Annotated in this window: 20 protein-coding genes; 12 read left to right on the top strand and 8 right to left on the bottom strand. The window is 63.0% G+C overall.

Features of this window, described 5'->3' with window-relative positions; translation table 11 throughout:
* Positions 1-396 precede the first annotated feature (396 nt).
* The 6 genes from NKK50_RS17395 to NKK50_RS17370 all read left to right on the top strand — a co-directional run bounded on the left by NKK50_RS17395 (position 397) and on the right by NKK50_RS17370 (position 2,761).
* The gene (locus NKK50_RS17395) at positions 397-606 is read left to right on the top strand and encodes a cold-shock protein (RefSeq protein WP_023671502.1); all 210 of its coding nucleotides are present in this window, start codon (positions 397-399) and stop codon (positions 604-606) included.
* A 291-nt stretch (positions 607-897) separates the two neighbouring features.
* Positions 898-1,122 carry a hypothetical protein gene (locus tag NKK50_RS17390; RefSeq protein ID WP_023689917.1) on the top strand — a complete coding sequence of 75 codons (225 nt, stop codon included), beginning with the start codon at positions 898-900 and terminating at the stop codon, positions 1,120-1,122.
* Complete coding sequence (locus tag NKK50_RS17385) at positions 1,122-1,529, top strand: hypothetical protein (RefSeq protein ID WP_023814785.1); 408 nt, start codon at positions 1,122-1,124, stop codon at positions 1,527-1,529. The genes NKK50_RS17390 and NKK50_RS17385 overlap by 1 nt, the downstream gene beginning before the upstream one ends.
* A 1-nt stretch (position 1,530) precedes the next feature.
* On the top strand, positions 1,531-1,695 hold the full coding sequence (locus NKK50_RS17380; protein ID WP_023671505.1) for a hypothetical protein: 165 nt from the start codon (positions 1,531-1,533) through the stop codon (positions 1,693-1,695).
* Between the two features lie 52 nt (positions 1,696-1,747).
* A complete protein-coding gene (locus tag NKK50_RS17375) occupies positions 1,748-2,080 on the top strand; it encodes a YkgJ family cysteine cluster protein (protein ID WP_023671506.1) in 333 nt (110 codons plus the stop codon).
* A gap of 69 nt (positions 2,081-2,149) precedes the next feature.
* The gene (locus tag NKK50_RS17370) at positions 2,150-2,761 is read left to right on the top strand and encodes a LysE family translocator (protein ID WP_023689918.1); all 612 of its coding nucleotides are present in this window, start codon (positions 2,150-2,152) and stop codon (positions 2,759-2,761) included.
* A gap of 23 nt (positions 2,762-2,784) precedes the next feature.
* Here NKK50_RS17370 and NKK50_RS17365 read toward each other — a convergent pair whose 3' ends face one another.
* The gene (locus NKK50_RS17365; RefSeq protein WP_023697711.1) at positions 2,785-3,777 is read right to left on the bottom strand and encodes an AraC family transcriptional regulator; all 993 of its coding nucleotides are present in this window, start codon (positions 3,775-3,777) and stop codon (positions 2,785-2,787) included.
* Positions 3,778-3,959: 182 nt separating this feature from the next.
* On the opposite strand from NKK50_RS17365, the gene NKK50_RS17360 reads away from it, so the two are divergent.
* On the top strand, positions 3,960-4,385 hold the full coding sequence (locus tag NKK50_RS17360) for a GFA family protein (RefSeq protein ID WP_023734267.1): 426 nt from the start codon (positions 3,960-3,962) through the stop codon (positions 4,383-4,385).
* A gap of 56 nt (positions 4,386-4,441) precedes the next feature.
* Entirely contained in the window at positions 4,442-4,957 is a 516-nt protein-coding gene (locus NKK50_RS17355; protein WP_023671510.1) for an OsmC family protein, read from the top strand.
* A 76-nt stretch (positions 4,958-5,033) separates the two neighbouring features.
* Here NKK50_RS17355 and NKK50_RS17350 read toward each other — a convergent pair whose 3' ends face one another.
* Genes NKK50_RS17350 through NKK50_RS17340 form a run of 3 tightly spaced genes read right to left on the bottom strand, consistent with a single transcriptional unit; the run spans position 5,034 to position 6,939 of the window.
* The gene (locus NKK50_RS17350; RefSeq protein ID WP_352543697.1) at positions 5,034-5,420 is read right to left on the bottom strand and encodes a nuclear transport factor 2 family protein; all 387 of its coding nucleotides are present in this window, start codon (positions 5,418-5,420) and stop codon (positions 5,034-5,036) included.
* 17 nt (positions 5,421-5,437) lie between these two features.
* The gene (locus tag NKK50_RS17345; protein ID WP_023697708.1) at positions 5,438-5,887 is read right to left on the bottom strand and encodes an OsmC family peroxiredoxin; all 450 of its coding nucleotides are present in this window, start codon (positions 5,885-5,887) and stop codon (positions 5,438-5,440) included.
* Between the two features lie 41 nt (positions 5,888-5,928).
* A complete protein-coding gene (locus tag NKK50_RS17340; protein ID WP_023697707.1) occupies positions 5,929-6,939 on the bottom strand; it encodes a zinc-dependent alcohol dehydrogenase family protein in 1,011 nt (336 codons plus the stop codon).
* 102 nt (positions 6,940-7,041) lie between these two features.
* Here NKK50_RS17340 and NKK50_RS17335 point away from each other — a divergent pair, with 102 nt between their 5' ends.
* Positions 7,042-7,650: a TetR/AcrR family transcriptional regulator gene (locus NKK50_RS17335; RefSeq protein WP_023697706.1), complete on the top strand. Its 609-nt coding sequence runs from the start codon at positions 7,042-7,044 to the stop codon at positions 7,648-7,650.
* Positions 7,651-7,721: 71 nt separating this feature from the next.
* Here NKK50_RS17335 and groL read toward each other — a convergent pair whose 3' ends face one another.
* The 3 genes from groL to NKK50_RS17320 all read right to left on the bottom strand — a co-directional run bounded on the left by groL (position 7,722) and on the right by NKK50_RS17320 (position 10,720).
* Positions 7,722-9,377, bottom strand: a complete 1,656-nt coding sequence (gene groL, locus NKK50_RS17330; protein WP_023709705.1) for a chaperonin GroEL — start codon at positions 9,375-9,377, stop codon at positions 7,722-7,724.
* Between the two features lie 63 nt (positions 9,378-9,440).
* Positions 9,441-9,737: a co-chaperone GroES gene (gene groES, locus NKK50_RS17325; RefSeq protein WP_006203049.1), complete on the bottom strand. Its 297-nt coding sequence runs from the start codon at positions 9,735-9,737 to the stop codon at positions 9,441-9,443.
* Between the two features lie 185 nt (positions 9,738-9,922).
* A complete protein-coding gene (locus NKK50_RS17320) occupies positions 9,923-10,720 on the bottom strand; it encodes a class I SAM-dependent methyltransferase (RefSeq protein ID WP_352543696.1) in 798 nt (265 codons plus the stop codon).
* Positions 10,721-10,803: 83 nt separating this feature from the next.
* Here NKK50_RS17320 and NKK50_RS17315 point away from each other — a divergent pair, with 83 nt between their 5' ends.
* On the top strand, positions 10,804-11,673 hold the full coding sequence (locus NKK50_RS17315; protein WP_352520950.1) for a hypothetical protein: 870 nt from the start codon (positions 10,804-10,806) through the stop codon (positions 11,671-11,673).
* Here NKK50_RS17315 and NKK50_RS17310 read toward each other — a convergent pair.
* Positions 11,670-12,296, bottom strand: a complete 627-nt coding sequence (locus NKK50_RS17310) for a TetR/AcrR family transcriptional regulator (protein ID WP_023712752.1) — start codon at positions 12,294-12,296, stop codon at positions 11,670-11,672. The genes NKK50_RS17315 and NKK50_RS17310 overlap by 4 nt on opposite strands.
* A gap of 170 nt (positions 12,297-12,466) precedes the next feature.
* Between NKK50_RS17310 and NKK50_RS17305 the strand changes: the two genes are divergently transcribed.
* Both NKK50_RS17305 and NKK50_RS17300 read left to right on the top strand, forming a co-directional pair.
* Positions 12,467-13,654: an MFS transporter gene (locus NKK50_RS17305; protein WP_027049676.1), complete on the top strand. Its 1,188-nt coding sequence runs from the start codon at positions 12,467-12,469 to the stop codon at positions 13,652-13,654.
* A gap of 79 nt (positions 13,655-13,733) precedes the next feature.
* Positions 13,734-14,669 (top strand): bifunctional helix-turn-helix transcriptional regulator/GNAT family N-acetyltransferase, encoded by a 936-nt coding sequence (locus NKK50_RS17300; RefSeq protein ID WP_352520949.1) that lies wholly within the window; start codon positions 13,734-13,736, stop codon positions 14,667-14,669.
* The last annotated feature ends 1 nt before the right edge of the window (position 14,670 follow it).

Genomic DNA, 14,670 nt, shown 5'->3' with positions numbered 1-14,670 from the left:
AGAACGCCTCTCGCACCGTTTAATGTGCGGGAGGCGTCCTTTTGCCAGCATTACTGAGATTGCTCTCTGAATTGCTGACACCACGGAAATGCGCCGGCTTGCGATTGGTTCCGGGGGCGTGGAATATTTTTTGGGAACGCCTTGCGCTCCGCCACCTCGTCAGTTGAGGCTTATGCCTCAGGCATCCTCAGGTTGAATTTTGGCTGCGGGCAAACCAGAAATTGACTCGGCGCTAAAAGAAGTCTATAAGAAACATGTCGATATTTGTTTGACCGACTTTTGTTATCCGCGCATGCATGCGCGCCTTTGACGAACTTCCCCATCAAAAATCGAGACAAAACGCTGTTGTGCAGTCGCACGATGGTGAACGAATATTTGCCAGGGAAAGGGTTCTTCATGGCCACCGGCACAGTGAAATGGTTCAACGCCACCAAAGGTTTTGGTTTTATTCAGCCTGACGACGGCTCCGCCGACGTTTTTGTCCACATCTCGGCCGTAGAGCGCGCCGGCATGCGTGACATCGTCGAGGGTCAGAAGCTCGGCTACGAGATGACCCGCGACAACAAGTCGGGCAAGATGTCCGCCGACCAGTTGAAGGCGGCCTGATAAGGATTCGGCCTTCCGGTGACCACGGATGTACTGGCACCGATGAAAGGCTGAAAGGAGCGCCTTGCGCATCCAACTGGATGCGCGGCGCTTTCATGGAAGGTCAGGCGGTGCCTGGCCTTTTTCATTTGTGCGTCATGCCGCTAAAAGTGCGCCGCACGCCGGCCGGAACGTGCTAAGGGACGCTCCAGCAATCTGAACCGCCCATACTGCCCCGCTGCCGTATTGCTTTGGTCCTAATCGAAGACCGCTCTCGCTCTATCGGCACCAGGCTCCCGACAGGAGAAAGTTTTGACCACGCAATCCAAGACCGCCGACCAGGCCGGCTCGCTGTTCAGCAAGACGCAAACCCAGTCGATGTCACTCAACCGCATCCTGTCCGAGCGTGATGCCGTCAGCGAGGCTCGCGAAGCCAAGACCGCGCGCTTGCGCGAACTGCGCAAGGAAAAGGAAGCCGACGACATGGCAGCGGCCGCAGTCCTTGCGGCGCTGCCGAAGCGGGCAGGCAAACGCTGATGGCCACCAAGCGCGTACCGCCGACGCCGATCGATGCCGATGCGACCATAGCGTCCATGGTCCCGGGCCTGGACAAGCCGGTCGAATATGTCCGCCGTGTGCTGGAAAAGCTCGAGCGCTGCAAGCGCGCGCATGGCGATGCCCAGGTGCGCGTCGGCGTGCGCGGCCGTGCCGAAGCCCCGAACTATCTGGTCGAATATGTCCGCGAGGACAAAAGGACCCAGGAGCGCGTGACCTACCAGGATGCCGCCTATAGCGGCAGCACGCATCGCGAACTGGCGGCGCACCACATTGCCGAGGCGAGGAACTGGTCGCCCGAGGAAATGAACATCACAGCGGTCTCGGCGCTGATCGGCCGCTTGCGCAATCCGCGCGCACCATCATCCCGCTTTTCCGACGAGGACTGACATGGCCATAAAGTTTTCCACCAAGGACCAGCCGGCAGCGCCGGCTGCTGCCACTGCAAAGCAGGCCAAGCCCGCTGCCGCGCCGAAGGCCGCCGAACCGTCGGCAACCGATCTGTTCGAGGCGCCAGCCGCCACGCCCAAGGGCAAGGCAGGCAAGAAGAAATAGCGCCTTGCCGCACCAAGCCGATCGCAATCTCGCAGCACCTGGGCTGGTCGCGTTGGCCGCCAGGGATATCCGGTCGTCAAAACAGGACGACCAGCCGGTTTTCGATTGCCAGAGCTGCGGCGCCTGCTGTTCCTACTCGGCCGAATGGCCGCGCTTCTCGACCGAGGACGATGCGCAACTTGACCGGATTCCGGAAAAGTTCGTGTCCGCCGACCTGTCCGGGATGCGCTGCGAGGGCGTGCGCTGTTCGGCGCTTACGGGCGAGATCGGCAAGCACACGGCCTGCGGCATCTACGAGATCCGCCCGGACGTCTGCCACGCCTGCATGCCTGGCGGCGACGATTGCCTGATGGCGCGCAAGGCGCACGGGATGCCAACGATCTAGCCGACGCCCACCTTGCCTGATCCCACATCCCCCGATAGCTTCCACTACGGGCAGGGCGTTGGAGGAACCATGAGCATCGAATTCCTGTTGACGTCGCTGATCGTCGTGGCTTCGCCCGGCACCGGCGTTCTCTACACGCTGAGCGCCGGGCTTTCGCGAGGCGCGCGCGCCTCGATCACTGCTGCATTCGGCTGCACGCTTGGCATCATCCCGCATATGGCCGCCGCCATCACCGGCCTGGCGGCGCTGCTGCACACAAGTGCTGTCGCCTTCGAGACGCTGAAATATCTCGGCGTCGCCTATCTCCTCTACATGGCCTGGAACACGCTGAAGGAGAAGGGCGGCCTGAGCGTCGATGAAAACGCGGCACCCCGCTCGGCAGCCAAGGTCATCACCTCCGGCATCCTGATCAACATCCTGAACCCGAAGCTGTCGATCTTCTTCTTTGCCTTCCTGCCGCAATTCGTCAGCACGACCGAACCGAACGCATTTGCCAAGATGCTGGAGCTCTCGAGCGTCTTCATGCTGCTGACCTTCGTCGTCTTCGTCGCTTACGGCATCTTTGCCGCCTCGATCCGCAGCCATGTCGTGTCGCGGCCGATGGTGCTGACCTGGATGCGCCGCACCTTCGCCGGCGCCTTTGTCATGCTTGGGGCCAAGCTGGCGCTTGCTGATCGATAGAACAGGATCTGGCAGGCATCGGCCTACTCTTCGTCGGTTCCGGATCCGGTCCGGATGCCTAGACGCCAGGCGGAGGGCGGAAGGCCGATCATCTTCTTGAAGGCGCGGCTGAACGCTGCCTCGGATTCGTATCCGATTTCAGCGGCGATGCTGGCCATGTTGCTGGAGCCGGCGCTGAGCAGCTCCGAGGCGATCTGCATGCGCCATTTGGCGAGATAATGCATTGGCGGCATGCCGACCAGCCTGGTGAAGCGTTCGGCGAGCACGCTGCGCGACAGCGCGGAGTCCTTCGCCAGCGCCTCCACCGTCCAGTTATGCGCCGGCCGGTCGTGGATCAGCGCCAGTGCCCTCGCCAGGTGCGGATCGCGCAGGCCAGCCAGCCATCCCGTGGTTTGTGGCGGCAGCGATTCCAAGTAACGGCGCAACACGTCGACAAACATCAGTTCGCTCAGTTTGGTGAGCACCGTTTCACTGCCTGCGCGCTTTTGCGCCACCTCCGTGACAGCCAGGTTGATGAACTGGCTGAGCCAGCCGCCATCGCCTTTGGCAGCTCCGGCCTTGATCACCGGCGGCAAAGCCTCGAGCAGTGGATTGAAAGGCTGTGCATCACAGGCGAGATAGCCGCAAACCAGCCTGGCCGAGGTCGCGCCGTCGCCGGCGCAGTTGATGTAAAACGGCATCCGGCCGGCTGTTGCGATGTCGAGAACGTCGGCTGTCGGCGGATCGGCGCGCAGCGCCGGATTGCTGGACATAATATGCGGGTCGCTCCTGGTGAAGACGACGACTTCGCCGGCCTCCAGCGCGATCGCTTCCTGGCCGACGATGCGCGCGAAGCAGCGACCGGCCGTTACCACATGGTAGGAGATCAGATGGTCCGCACCGGGCAGGATCTTCGGCAGGATGGACGATGGCGCCGGCGAGCAGACGGCCCACGGCTCGTGGCCCTCAATGTCAAAAAACGTCGCGCCGGTAAGGCGTACCGTCCTCAACAGGTCAGACAGAGCATCCCCGGCCATTCCGTTTCGTCCCGCACCCGGCTAGCCGGTCAGCCATCCCTTTCGAGTTCCGGACGCGCTGTCAAGCGAGGCGGACGCCGTATCATTCAGTTCGCGGCCAGAACTCCTAAACCTGCACCGGTGCTCAAGCGCTGCCGAGAGAGGGCGCTGAGTGCTGTCGAAACCAACCAGGGACAAATGTCATGACGGTACATAAGGGCGGGTGTTTTTGCGGCGCCGTGGAAATCGAAGTGCACGGAGCCGCCGAGGCAATGGGCTATTGCCATTGCGGTTCGTGTCGATCGTGGTCGGCGTCTCCCGTGAACGCCTTCACGCTGTGGAAGCCTCAGAACGTCAAGGTCACCAGGGGCGCGGAGTTCCTGTCCGGGTTCGAGAAGACCGAAATGAGCGATCGCCAGTTCTGCACGAAATGCGGTGGTCATCTGATGACCGTTCATCCGCCGCTCGGCCTGGTCGATGTCTATGCGGCAACCATACCAGGCGTGAAATTCACGCCTGGGGTTCACGTCAACTACGCTGAGACCGTGCTGCCGATGAAGGATGGGCTGCCCAAGCTCAGGGACTTTCCGGCTGAGCTCGGCGGCTCCGGCATCGCGGTGCCGGAATAAGGCCCGGCCACTGCTCGCCATTTTTGACAACGACAATTCAAGACAGGAGATTGTTCATGGAAATCGCAACATTTCGCGCCACGCAGGAGCCGATCAAGGATCTCTATCGCAGGGATGCGAAGGCCGCGTTCCTCACCTTGAAGGCCAAAGGCGTCGCCGACGCGTCCACCGTGACCTGCAAGGTCGAGACCGGACGCGGGCTGGCGCTTGCCGGCATTCATCCGATGGCCGGGGGCAGCGGCCAGGAACTGTGCTCCGGCGACATGCTGCTGGAGGCGCTGATCGCATGCGCCGGTGTCTCGATGCGCGCGGCGGCGGCCGTGCTCGAAATTCCGATCAGGTCCGCCGAAGTTTCCGCGGAAGGTGACGTCGATCTTCGCGGCACGCTCGGCGTGACTGCGGGTGTTCCAGTCGGCTTCAAGGAAATCCGCTTGCGGTTCGACATCGACACCGACGCTCCCCAAAGTCAGCTCGACCAACTGCTCGAACTCACGGATCGCTATTGCGTGATCTTCCAGACCATCCAGAACAGTCCCAGCACCACGGTGAAGCTGCACCGCGTCATCCAGTGACCAGAAAACCGGCCCGGAAACTCGACTTGAGCGAGATTCCGGGCTGGGAACGGGAGTGCCGTATCGGGCAACGCTTCTATCCCTTGACGTAACCCATCGCCTCGACGATCAGCCCGTCCGCGACACGCATCAGGTTGACGCCGCGGAGGGAGTTGCCGTCGGCCATGAAGTAGCGCCAGCGGATCGTCGCCCGTTCACCGGCGACGAAGGTTTCCTCGAGGTCGAAGCGCGTGCCGGGCTGGGTGGCGATCGCCGACCATAGGTCAATGCATGCCTCTTTGCCGGCATGGCGGGCGCCGTCCGGCGCCGGCACGGTGTTTTCGATAACGCAATCCTGCGCCACCAACTCGGCAAGCGCGGACGGATCGTGCAACTGGAACACATCGTTGAAGCGACGCATGATCTCGGCCGTCTGGCTAGAGTGGTCGCCCGGATGAATGCTCGTGATGCTGTCCTGGCTCATCTCATACCTCCTGGTTTTCATTGTTCCGTGGCAGTGGTGGCGGCCAGCTCGGCCTTGAGGGTGATGGTTGTAACGCCGGCCAAAGCGCGAGAGACAAGGCAGGTCGTCTTCGCCGTCTCCGCCATACGCTGGAATTCGGCAGGCTGAAGGCCGGGAATCTCTGCTTCCGTTTCGAGCTCGATGCGGGTGATCGTCGGCCCGGCGGCGGTCGCGCCGAGATGCACCTTGGCGACGGTGCGGATGGTGCGGGCGACGTGGCCTTCCTGGCCGAGGATGAAGGTCAGCGCCATCGAGAAGCAGCCGGCATGTGCTGCCCCGATCAGCTCTTCGGGATTGGTGCCCGGACCGTCCTCGAACCGCGACGGAAAGGAATAGGCGCCTTCGAAGACGCCGCTGCCAAGCCGCAGACGGCCGCCGCCTTCCTTCAGCGTGCCTTGCCATTCTGCGGAAGCTTCACGGATGGTCATGGTCGTTCTCCTGATTCGGGGTTGAAAAGCGGGCAATTGGGTCAGGCGCAGTCGATGACAACCTTCCCGAACACGTCGCCCTGCTGGAAGTGGCGGTACGCTTCTGGGGCTTCGGCAAAGGGGAAGACCCTGTCGACAACGGGCTTGAGGCGATGCTGCGACACGGCGCGCAGCATGGCCTCAAGATTGCTGCGGCTGCCGACGAACAGGCGGCTGATGGTGGCGAGGCTGCGCTGATAAAGCGCTGCCGGCATCTCGATCGATCTGCCACTGGCGTCCTGCAGCGTCAGCAGCACGATGTGTCCATAAAGCGTGCTGGCAATCAGCGACTGCGCGAAGGTGGCCGGGCCGCCGGTTTCGACGACGAGGTCGACTCCGCCTGTCTGCTCGCGCGCCCAGCCGCCCCATTCCGGTATGTCGGTGCTGGAGACAACGAGGTCGGCGCCCAGCGCCCGCAGCCTGTCGGCCTTCTCCGCGCGCGATGTGATGGCGACAACCCGGCAGCCGAGCAACTTGGCGAACTGCAGAGCAAACAGCGAAACGCCACCCGAACCGATGGTGAGAACCCATTGACCAGGCTTCGGAATCCGGGTCCCGGTCACCGCGTTCCAGGCCGTCACGCCGGCGCAGGTCAGCGTCGCCGCTTCGTGCCAGCTCAGATGATCGGGCAGTCGCGCCGCCCATTGTTCGTCGAGCACGGCAAACTCAGTCAGCATGCCGTCAAGCGTACAGCCGAGCTGGTCGATCAGACCGGCATTGATGCGGCCATCGATCCAGCGGGCGAAGTAGCTGCCGGTGACGCGGTCGCCGACGGCAAAACGGGTGACGGCATCGCCGATTGCGACGACGTCACCGGCTCCGTCGCTCAGCGGCACGATGCCTTGCCGCGCCGGCAAGGGATAGGTGCCGCCAAGGATCATCGTGTCGCGCCGATTGAGCGAGGCGGCGCGGACTCGCACCACGATCTCATGCGGTTTCGGTTCCGTCCGCGCCTCGTCGCGCATCGCCAGGGATTCGGTTCCACCAAACCCTTCGAGACGGTAGCTGCGCATGTCACTCTCCTTAATAGTATATAGACTGATCCACATATTATATAGACCGATTGTCATATTCTTGGCAAGGCCTATAATGCGTCACTGCTGACAGAGGTTGACATGGCCAACGACACCCGCACCCGCATACTCGAGACCACAGGCCTGTTGCTCAGGCAGCGCGGCTATCACGGCACCTCGCTCAACGACATTCTGGGCGCCAGCGGGGCGCCGCGCGGCTCGCTCTATTTTCATTTCCCAGGCGGCAAGGACCAACTGGTCATCGAGGTGACGCGCAACAGCGTTGCCGACGTCACGAAAAGGCTGGGCGAAGCACTGGCAGCCGAGAGCGATCCTGCAGTGGCCGTCCATCACATCTACCAGTCGGTCGGGCGCATGCTGGAGGACAATGATTTTTCGCTGGGTTGCCCCATCGCGCCGGTGGTGCTGGATTCACCCACCGATGTGCCGGAACTGGCGGAACTCTGCCGATCGGCTTTCGAGCAATGGATCGGCTTGCTGCGACAGGCCTTTGTCAGGGCAGGAGTGCCCGAACGCCGGGCGCATGCCCTGGCACTGCTGGTCGAATCCTCGCTGGAAGGGCTGATGGTGATTGCGAGGGCCACCCGCGATCGTGGCCCGGTGCTGGTGGTGGCCGACGAGGTCGCGGCGCTTGTCGAGCAGGCGGTGCTTGCAGGCAAGGTTGCGCGGCAGGCGGACAGCGCCGCCTAACCATCCGCTTTCCAAAACAAAAAGGGCGCCTCTCGGCGCCCTTTCCGTATGCATAAGCCAGATAGCTTGGATTAGAAATCCATGCCGCCCATGCCGCCCATGCCGCCGCCGCCCATGCCGCCAGGCATGCCGCCGCCAGCAGACTCCTTCTTGGGGGCCTCCGCGATCATGGCTTCGGTGGTGACGAGCAGGCCGGCGACCGAAGCCGCGTCCTGGAGAGCGGTGCGAACGACCTTGACCGGGTCGACGATGCCCATGGCGATCATGTCGCCATACTCGCCGGTCTGGGCGTTGTAGCCGTAGGTCGCGCCCTTGTTGTCGAGGATCTTGCCGGCAACGATCGAAGCTTCAGCACCTGCGTTCGAAGCGATCTGACGGGCCGGAGCCTGCAGTGCACGACGAACGATGTTGATGCCGGCAGCCTGGTCGGCATTGACGCCGGTGACCTTGATGTTGGCCGAAGCGCGCAGCAGTGCGACGCCGCCGCCTGCAACGATGCCTTCTTCCACGGCCGCGCGGGTCGCGTTGAGGGCGTCATCGACGCGGTCCTTCTTTTCCTTGACTTCGACTTCCGTCGCGCCGCCGACACGGATCACCGCAACGCCGCCGGCGAGCTTCGCCAGACGTTCCTGCAGCTTCTCCTTGTCGTAGTCCGACGTGGTCTCTTCGATCTGCTGCTTGATCTGGGCAACGCGGCCCTGGATCTCGGCCTTCTTGCCGGCGCCGTCGACGATGGTGGTGTTCTCCTTGGAGATCGACACCTTCTTGGCGCGGCCGAGCATGTTGAGGCCGACGTTCTCGAGCTTGATGCCGAGGTCTTCCGAGATGACCTGGCCACCGGTCAGGATGGCGATGTCTTCCAGCATGGCCTTGCGGCGATCACCGAAGCCCGGCGCCTTGACGGCGGCGATCTTCAGGCCGCCACGCAGCTTGTTGACGACCAGCGTGGCCAGAGCCTCGCCTTCGACGTCTTCCGAGATGATGAGCAGCGGCTTGGAGGTCTGCACGACGGCTTCGAGAACCGGCAGCATGGCCTGGAGGTTGGACAGCTTCTTCTCGTGCAGTAGGATGTAGACGTCCTCGAGCTCGGCAACCATCTTGTCGGCGTTGGTGACGAAGTAGGGCGAGAGATAGCCGCGGTCGAACTGCATGCCTTCGACGACTTCCAGCTCGGTCTCGGCGGTCTTGGCTTCTTCAACCGTGATGACGCCTTCATTGCCGACCTTCTGCATCGCTTCGGCGATCATGGCGCCGACCGACTCGTCGCCATTGGCCGAGATCGTGCCGACCTGGGCAACTTCCTCGGAGGTCTTGATCTTCTTGGCAGCCTTGCCGAGAGCCGCGACGACTTCGGTCACGGCCAGGTCGATGCCGCGCTTCAGATCCATCGGGTTCATGCCGGCGGCAACGGCCTTGTGGCCTTCCTGGACGATCGACTGCGCCAGAACGGTCGCGGTCGTGGTGCCGTCGCCGGCGATGTCGTTGGTCTTCGAAGCAACTTCGCGGACCATCTGCGCGCCCATGTTTTCGAACTTGTCTTCAAGCTCGATTTCCTTGGCGACGGTGACGCCGTCCTTGGTGATGCGCGGTGCGCCGAACGACTTGTCGATGACGACGTTGCGGCCCTTGGGGCCGAGCGTGACCTTCACTGCGTCGGCGAGGATGTTGACGCCGCGCAGCATGCGCTCGCGGGCGTCGCGGGAGAATTTTACGTCTTTAGCAGCCATTTTTTAGCTCCTGGCAGGGGGCTTGCGATCAAGCCCGAAATTAGTTGACGGTGAGGCCGATGATCAGCCGATGATGCCCATAATGTCGGATTCCTTCATGATCAGAAGGTCTTCGCCATTGAGCTTGACTTCGGTGCCCGACCACTTGCCGAACAGGATGCGGTCGCCGGCCTTGACGTCCAGCGGGACCAGCTTGCCGGCTTCGTCGCGAGCGCCGGAGCCGACGGCGATGATCTCGCCTTCCTGCGGCTTTTCCTTTGCCGTATCCGGGATGATGATCCCGCCGGCGGTCTTGGATTCGGATTCGACCCGGCGTACGACCACGCGGTCATGAAGCGGGCGGAACTTCGACTTTGCCATTTTTTCTTCCTCGAATGAGAACGGTGAGAGCTGTTCCTCGATCCGGCGGTGCCGGATGTGCGTTAGCACTCACCTGGGGAGAGTGCTAACGTCGCGCTGAAATAAGCGCGTGGCTTTCGAGAGTCAAGGCGAACGGTGAGCACAATTGTGCCAATTGGAGCCGTGCCGCGATCCGACGGCAGACCCTACCGGCGCCGCGGCGATTTAAGCACCAGAAGCGGACAGCGTTCAGCCAGCCCATAGGTCCCTGTCGGCGCGAGGCGGACACTGTCAAAAAACCGGCTCGCCTCTTCGACCAGCGTCGCCGCCGGGGCGAAACTGTAGACAGTCTGCGAATTCGCATAGACATCGATGGTGCCGATGACCGGCATCTCCCATCCGGTCGTCGCGGCAAGGGCCTCCCGTTCGGCAAACAGCGCATCGAAGGCGTCGAGGATCGCCCGCACCGGAATGGCGCGGTCGGGATCGCCGCCGGCACAAGCCATGGCAATGCGCCATTTGAGTTCGTGGAAGGTCGCGACACCACCGGACAGCGTCAGCGCCCGGACCTCCTGCAGATCGTCCGGCACCTGAGGGCTTGCATAGGCGCGCAATGCAGCCCGCCCATCGGACTTCAGCACACGCGCGATCTCGGCAAGCAGCGCCTGCCGTGCAACCGAGGAGTCCAGCGCCGACAGGCAGCCGTCGCCGATCACCGCCCCGGCGCTTTCGTCGCCCAGCGGCAACTCCAGCCAGTTGCCGATCACCGCCTTGCGTGAGGCGGTATCGCCCGGCCAGATGCCCGATATCATGGCAGTGGACTCGTCGATCGCGAGCATGGTCCTTCCGAGGCCGGCAAGCTCCGGCGTGACCCCGAGCAGCACCACATCGACCGATTGCAGGCTAAGTTCGCGCTCATAGGCGGCGACAGCTTCCGGGGGCGGACACAGCGGCGACCCGAGAAGCCGCCAGTGACGGCGAATTGCGTCCCAATGCTCAGTCATGCGGAACGGTTTGGGGAAAGGCTGGACATATTTCCTTCCAGGCTGTTGGTTGCCTTGCGAGTTACCTCATGCATGGAAAGGCCATGGCCCGCATTGCCGTCATAACGCATGAATTTGACCGCTTCCAGAGCCGGCGGGGCCTCCTGCTGCGCCAGGACAGCCCCTACATGCTGTTCGACGTCCTGGCGGAGCTGAAACGGCGCGGTCACTCCGTGCAGATCATGCGTGGACCCTCGGCAAGTCATAACGCCGATATTGCCGTCCTGCATGTCGACGCGACAGTGACGCCATCGGACTATGTCGACTACGCGCGCGGATTTCCGATTTGTCTCAATCTTGGTGCGACCGACATTTCCAAGCGCCGCATCAGCGGTGCGATCCTCGAGGAGGGTGCCAACTGGAGCGGCCAGGTCATCGTCAAGAGCAACCTCAATCATTGGGGGACGCCCGAGGAGCAGCTCAACCGAAAATCCGTTCGCGCCGGCAAGGCAGTGCCTTTCCCGGGCGCGCAGACCTTCGACCGTTATCAGGTGCATGCCTCGCTGGCCGATGTGGCGCCGGAGATTTTCAGGCGTGCCGACCTGATCGTGGAAAAATTCATTCCCGAAATCGAGCCCGACGGGTTTGCGGCGCGGTTCTGGATATTCTGCGGCGATCGGGAGCGCTGCATCCGCTATGTCTCGCCACAGCGCCTGGTCAAGGGCGACGACACCATCCGCCGGGAGCCGGTTGCGGTTCCCGACGAATTGCGCGCCCTGCGTCGGAAGCTGGGCTTCGACTATGGCAAATTCGACTTTGTCGTGCATGAGGGCAGGGCCGTGCTGCTCGATGCCAACAAGACCCCGGGTCGCGCCAGAAACCTGTCGAAGATCGTCGCCGCCGGCGCCGCCAACCTGGCCGACGGCTTCGAAAACCTCATCCACCAGACCGGACGGGGTCGAATCGGGCGCTAGAGAAACAGTCCCAACTGCGTATGGATGATCGACCGGTAGTCCTCGATGGTGTGGCGGCTTTCCTCCTGGTCCTGGGTCAGCGCCATGCGCACGACGCCGCCGGCCAGCTGGAAGATCAGGAAAACCATACGGCCGAACTCATTGCGTCGCTCTGGCGCGAGAAAGGGGCCGACATGGTCGCAGAACATCGTCGCCTGGTGCCGGGTTTCGGCGATGTCGAGATTCTTCAGCGCCTTGTCAGCCTGGATGGCGTTTTGCAGGTCCTGAATGGCGGGGTCGCCGGCGACGCGCTCATAGTAGTCGTCGAGCAGCCGGTCGGCCGCAGCGATAACGTCGCTCAGCCCGCCGACGTCGGCAACGATCGCGGCAAGCCGGGCGCGGCTCACTTCGGAGAATCGCTCGTAGAGCATCGCCAGGATCGCCGACTTGTTGGGGAAGTAATGATAGACGGTGGCGATCGGCCCGCCGGCCTGTGCGCCGACTTCCTTCATGGTGACGGCGTCGATGCCTTTCTCGCCGATCAGCCGCATGGTCGTCGACAGGATGGCGTCGATGCGCTCGCGGCTGCGCTCCTGTTTGGGCCTGCGCCTCGGTTCGGTCGTCATCTGCACTGCTTCGTTCATGCCGCCATCCTCTCGATCGCCCAGACCATTCGATCGCCAAGACCATCCCCAGCCTTGTTGGTGCCAAGTCCCGCTACTGATTGACAAACGAATATGATCGAGTATCAGTTTCTAAATGCTGACAGACTGTCAGTTTTTTTGCCGCCAGGCAAGGACGTTGGGAGGCGACCGTGACTTCTGCTGGTAACGCCGATGCCGGGAACGGCGACTGGCTGGTCGGCAACCCCACTGGGGCGCAACTCGCCTCGGCATTGTGGATCGGCTCGGTCGGCCTGCTCATTCTCGGGCTGCAGCCGGTGCTGCTCGGCGCACTCTATACCGAGGGGCATGTCAGCGGCGACGAACTCGCGCTGGTCGCCACGGCCGAGATGATTGCCATCGGCATCGGTTCGGCTGTGGTGGCCATGATGCTTTCCGCCCACAATATGCGCTGGAAAAGTGCCGTCCTTCTGGTCCTGCTGGCGCTGGCGAACTGGGCGACCTCCTATGCGCTGACCTCCACCTCGCTGATTGCCGCCCGCGCGGTGGCCGGCCTCGCCGAGGGCGGGCTGGTGGCGGTCGCCACGGAACTGATCGCCCGTTCGCGCCGGGCCGAGCGCATCGGCGGCTTCTTCGTCACCCTTCAGACCCTGGCGCAATGCGCCCTTGCCCTGCTGGTGGCGCTTTACGTCATCCCGGCCGCCGGATCGGCAGGCGGCTTCATCGTCCTTGCCGTCGTCTGCATCGCTTCGGTGGCGGTCGCCTTCATCGTCCCCGATAGCTATGCCGACCTGCCCAAGGAGGAACAGTTCAGCAATGTGCTGACCGTTCCTTCGCTTGCCGCTTTGCTGAGCGTCTTCTGCTACTTCATGTTCTTCGGCTCGGTCTGGGCGTTTCTCGAGCCACTTGGCGCACAATACGGCATCGATGGCCGCACCGTCGGCCTGATCGTCTCGGCCAACCTCGCATTGCAGGTGCTGGGCGCAATGACGGCTACCGTCTTCGAGGCGCGCATCGATTACCGCTTCGCGATCGTGGCGATCGGCGTGGTCGCCGTCGCCAGTTCCGTGGTGCTCGCCGGCAGCCCCGGCCTGACGGTTTTCTGGGTCGCGGCCTTGATCATGGGCTTCATCCTTCTGTTCATCGTGCCCTATCAGATCCGGCTGGCGATCACCGCCGACGAGACGCGCACGGCCGTGCTTCTGGTGCCGGCGGCCCAGCTTTTCGGTCTGGCGATCGGCCCGGTCGCGGCATCGCTGCTGATCGACGGCAAGGATTTTCGCCCGGTGCCGGAATTTGCCGCCGCCAGTGCGGCGGCCAGCGTCGTGCTGCTCGGCCTGTTCGTCCTGATCGCGCGGCGCCGCCGCGCGATCGCCTGAGAAGCGACCGCGTGAGCATCTCGTACATACTTGACTAAGTCAAATAAATGACCGATCGTTGATGGGCAGGAGGCTTCCCATGACGATCCATCATCAACCCGGCAAGGAGCGCATCGACGCGGTGCGGGCTTTCAACCGCTTCTACACCCGCCAGATAGGTCTGCTCGACGAAGGCCTGCTGAAAAGCGCCTTCTCGCTGACCGAGGCGCGGGTGCTCTACGAACTGGCGCATCGCGATGGCCTGACCGCCAGCGATCTCATCCGCGATCTCGGCCTCGACGCCGGTTATGTCAGCCGGCTCCTGAAGAAGTTCGAGCACCTGCAGCTGATTGCGCGCGCGTCGCTGGCGTCGGATGCGCGGCAGTCGTCGATCACGCTGACGCCGGTGGGGCGGCAGGCCTTCGCGCCGCTGAACCGGGCTTCGCACGACCAGGTCGCGGCCTTGCTGGAGCGGCTTCCTGCTGCCGAACAGGACCGGCTGGTCAAGGCCATGCAGACGGTGCAGCAACTCCTGGGCGACAGCCCGGAGTCCAAAGTGCCGTATATGCTGCGCCCCTTGCAGGTCGGCGACATCGGCTGGGTGGTGCGCCGCCAAGGACAGATCTACGCACAGGACTATGGCTGGGACGAAACCTACGAGGCGCTGGTCGCCGAAATCCTCGGCGCCTTCGTAAAATCCTTCGATCCAGAATGGGAACGCAGCTGGATTGCCGAACGGCAAGGGGAGGTGGTCGGCTCGGTCTTCGTCGTGCGCAAATCCGACGCGGTGGCGAAGCTGCGCCTGCTCTATGTCGAACCATCGGCGCGCGGCCTCGGCATCGGCAAGCGGCTGGTTCAGGAGTGCATCGGCTTTGCTCGTGCCAAGGGCTACAAGACGCTGACCCTATGGACCAACGACATCCTGACCGCCGCCCGCCACATCTACGAGAGTGCCGGCTTCAGGCTGGTAGACGAAGAGCGCCATCACGCCTTCGGCAAGGATCTGGTCGGCCAGAACTGGAACCTGGAGCTGTAGC

It is taken from the genome of Mesorhizobium sp. M0001, assembly GCF_040324255.1.
In the GTDB taxonomy this organism is placed as follows: domain Bacteria; phylum Pseudomonadota; class Alphaproteobacteria; order Rhizobiales; family Rhizobiaceae; genus Mesorhizobium.
The sequence above is the reverse complement of the archived record's forward strand: the minus strand, read 5'-3'. Positions and strand labels throughout refer to the sequence as shown.

Bases quoted from the DNA above. Each gene is read 5' to 3' on its own strand.
- NKK50_RS17350 (WP_352543697.1), bottom strand. From the start codon at position 5,420: ATGAGCCAGGACAGCATCACGAGCATTCATCCGGGCGACCACTCTAGC.
- NKK50_RS17365 (WP_023697711.1), bottom strand. From the start codon at position 3,777: ATGGCCGGGGATGCTCTGTCTGACCTGTTGAGGACGGTACGCCTTACC.
- groES (WP_006203049.1), bottom strand. From the start codon at position 9,737: ATGGCAAAGTCGAAGTTCCGCCCGCTTCATGACCGCGTGGTCGTACGC.
- NKK50_RS17315 (WP_352520950.1), top strand. From the start codon at position 10,804: ATGGCCCGCATTGCCGTCATAACGCATGAATTTGACCGCTTCCAGAGC.
- NKK50_RS17395 (WP_023671502.1), top strand. From the start codon at position 397: ATGGCCACCGGCACAGTGAAATGGTTCAACGCCACCAAAGGTTTTGGT.
- NKK50_RS17300 (WP_352520949.1), top strand. From the start codon at position 13,734: ATGACGATCCATCATCAACCCGGCAAGGAGCGCATCGACGCGGTGCGG.
- NKK50_RS17345 (WP_023697708.1), bottom strand. From the start codon at position 5,887: ATGACCATCCGTGAAGCTTCCGCAGAATGGCAAGGCACGCTGAAGGAA.
- NKK50_RS17320 (WP_352543696.1), bottom strand. From the start codon at position 10,720: ATGACTGAGCATTGGGACGCAATTCGCCGTCACTGGCGGCTTCTCGGG.
- NKK50_RS17310 (WP_023712752.1), bottom strand. From the start codon at position 12,296: ATGAACGAAGCAGTGCAGATGACGACCGAACCGAGGCGCAGGCCCAAA.
- NKK50_RS17355 (WP_023671510.1), top strand. From the start codon at position 4,442: ATGGAAATCGCAACATTTCGCGCCACGCAGGAGCCGATCAAGGATCTC.
- NKK50_RS17340 (WP_023697707.1), bottom strand. From the start codon at position 6,939: ATGCGCAGCTACCGTCTCGAAGGGTTTGGTGGAACCGAATCCCTGGCG.
- NKK50_RS17380 (WP_023671505.1), top strand. From the start codon at position 1,531: ATGGCCATAAAGTTTTCCACCAAGGACCAGCCGGCAGCGCCGGCTGCT.
- NKK50_RS17360 (WP_023734267.1), top strand. From the start codon at position 3,960: ATGACGGTACATAAGGGCGGGTGTTTTTGCGGCGCCGTGGAAATCGAA.
- NKK50_RS17385 (WP_023814785.1), top strand. From the start codon at position 1,122: ATGGCCACCAAGCGCGTACCGCCGACGCCGATCGATGCCGATGCGACC.
- groL (WP_023709705.1), bottom strand. From the start codon at position 9,377: ATGGCTGCTAAAGACGTAAAATTCTCCCGCGACGCCCGCGAGCGCATG.
- NKK50_RS17370 (WP_023689918.1), top strand. From the start codon at position 2,150: ATGAGCATCGAATTCCTGTTGACGTCGCTGATCGTCGTGGCTTCGCCC.
- NKK50_RS17335 (WP_023697706.1), top strand. From the start codon at position 7,042: ATGGCCAACGACACCCGCACCCGCATACTCGAGACCACAGGCCTGTTG.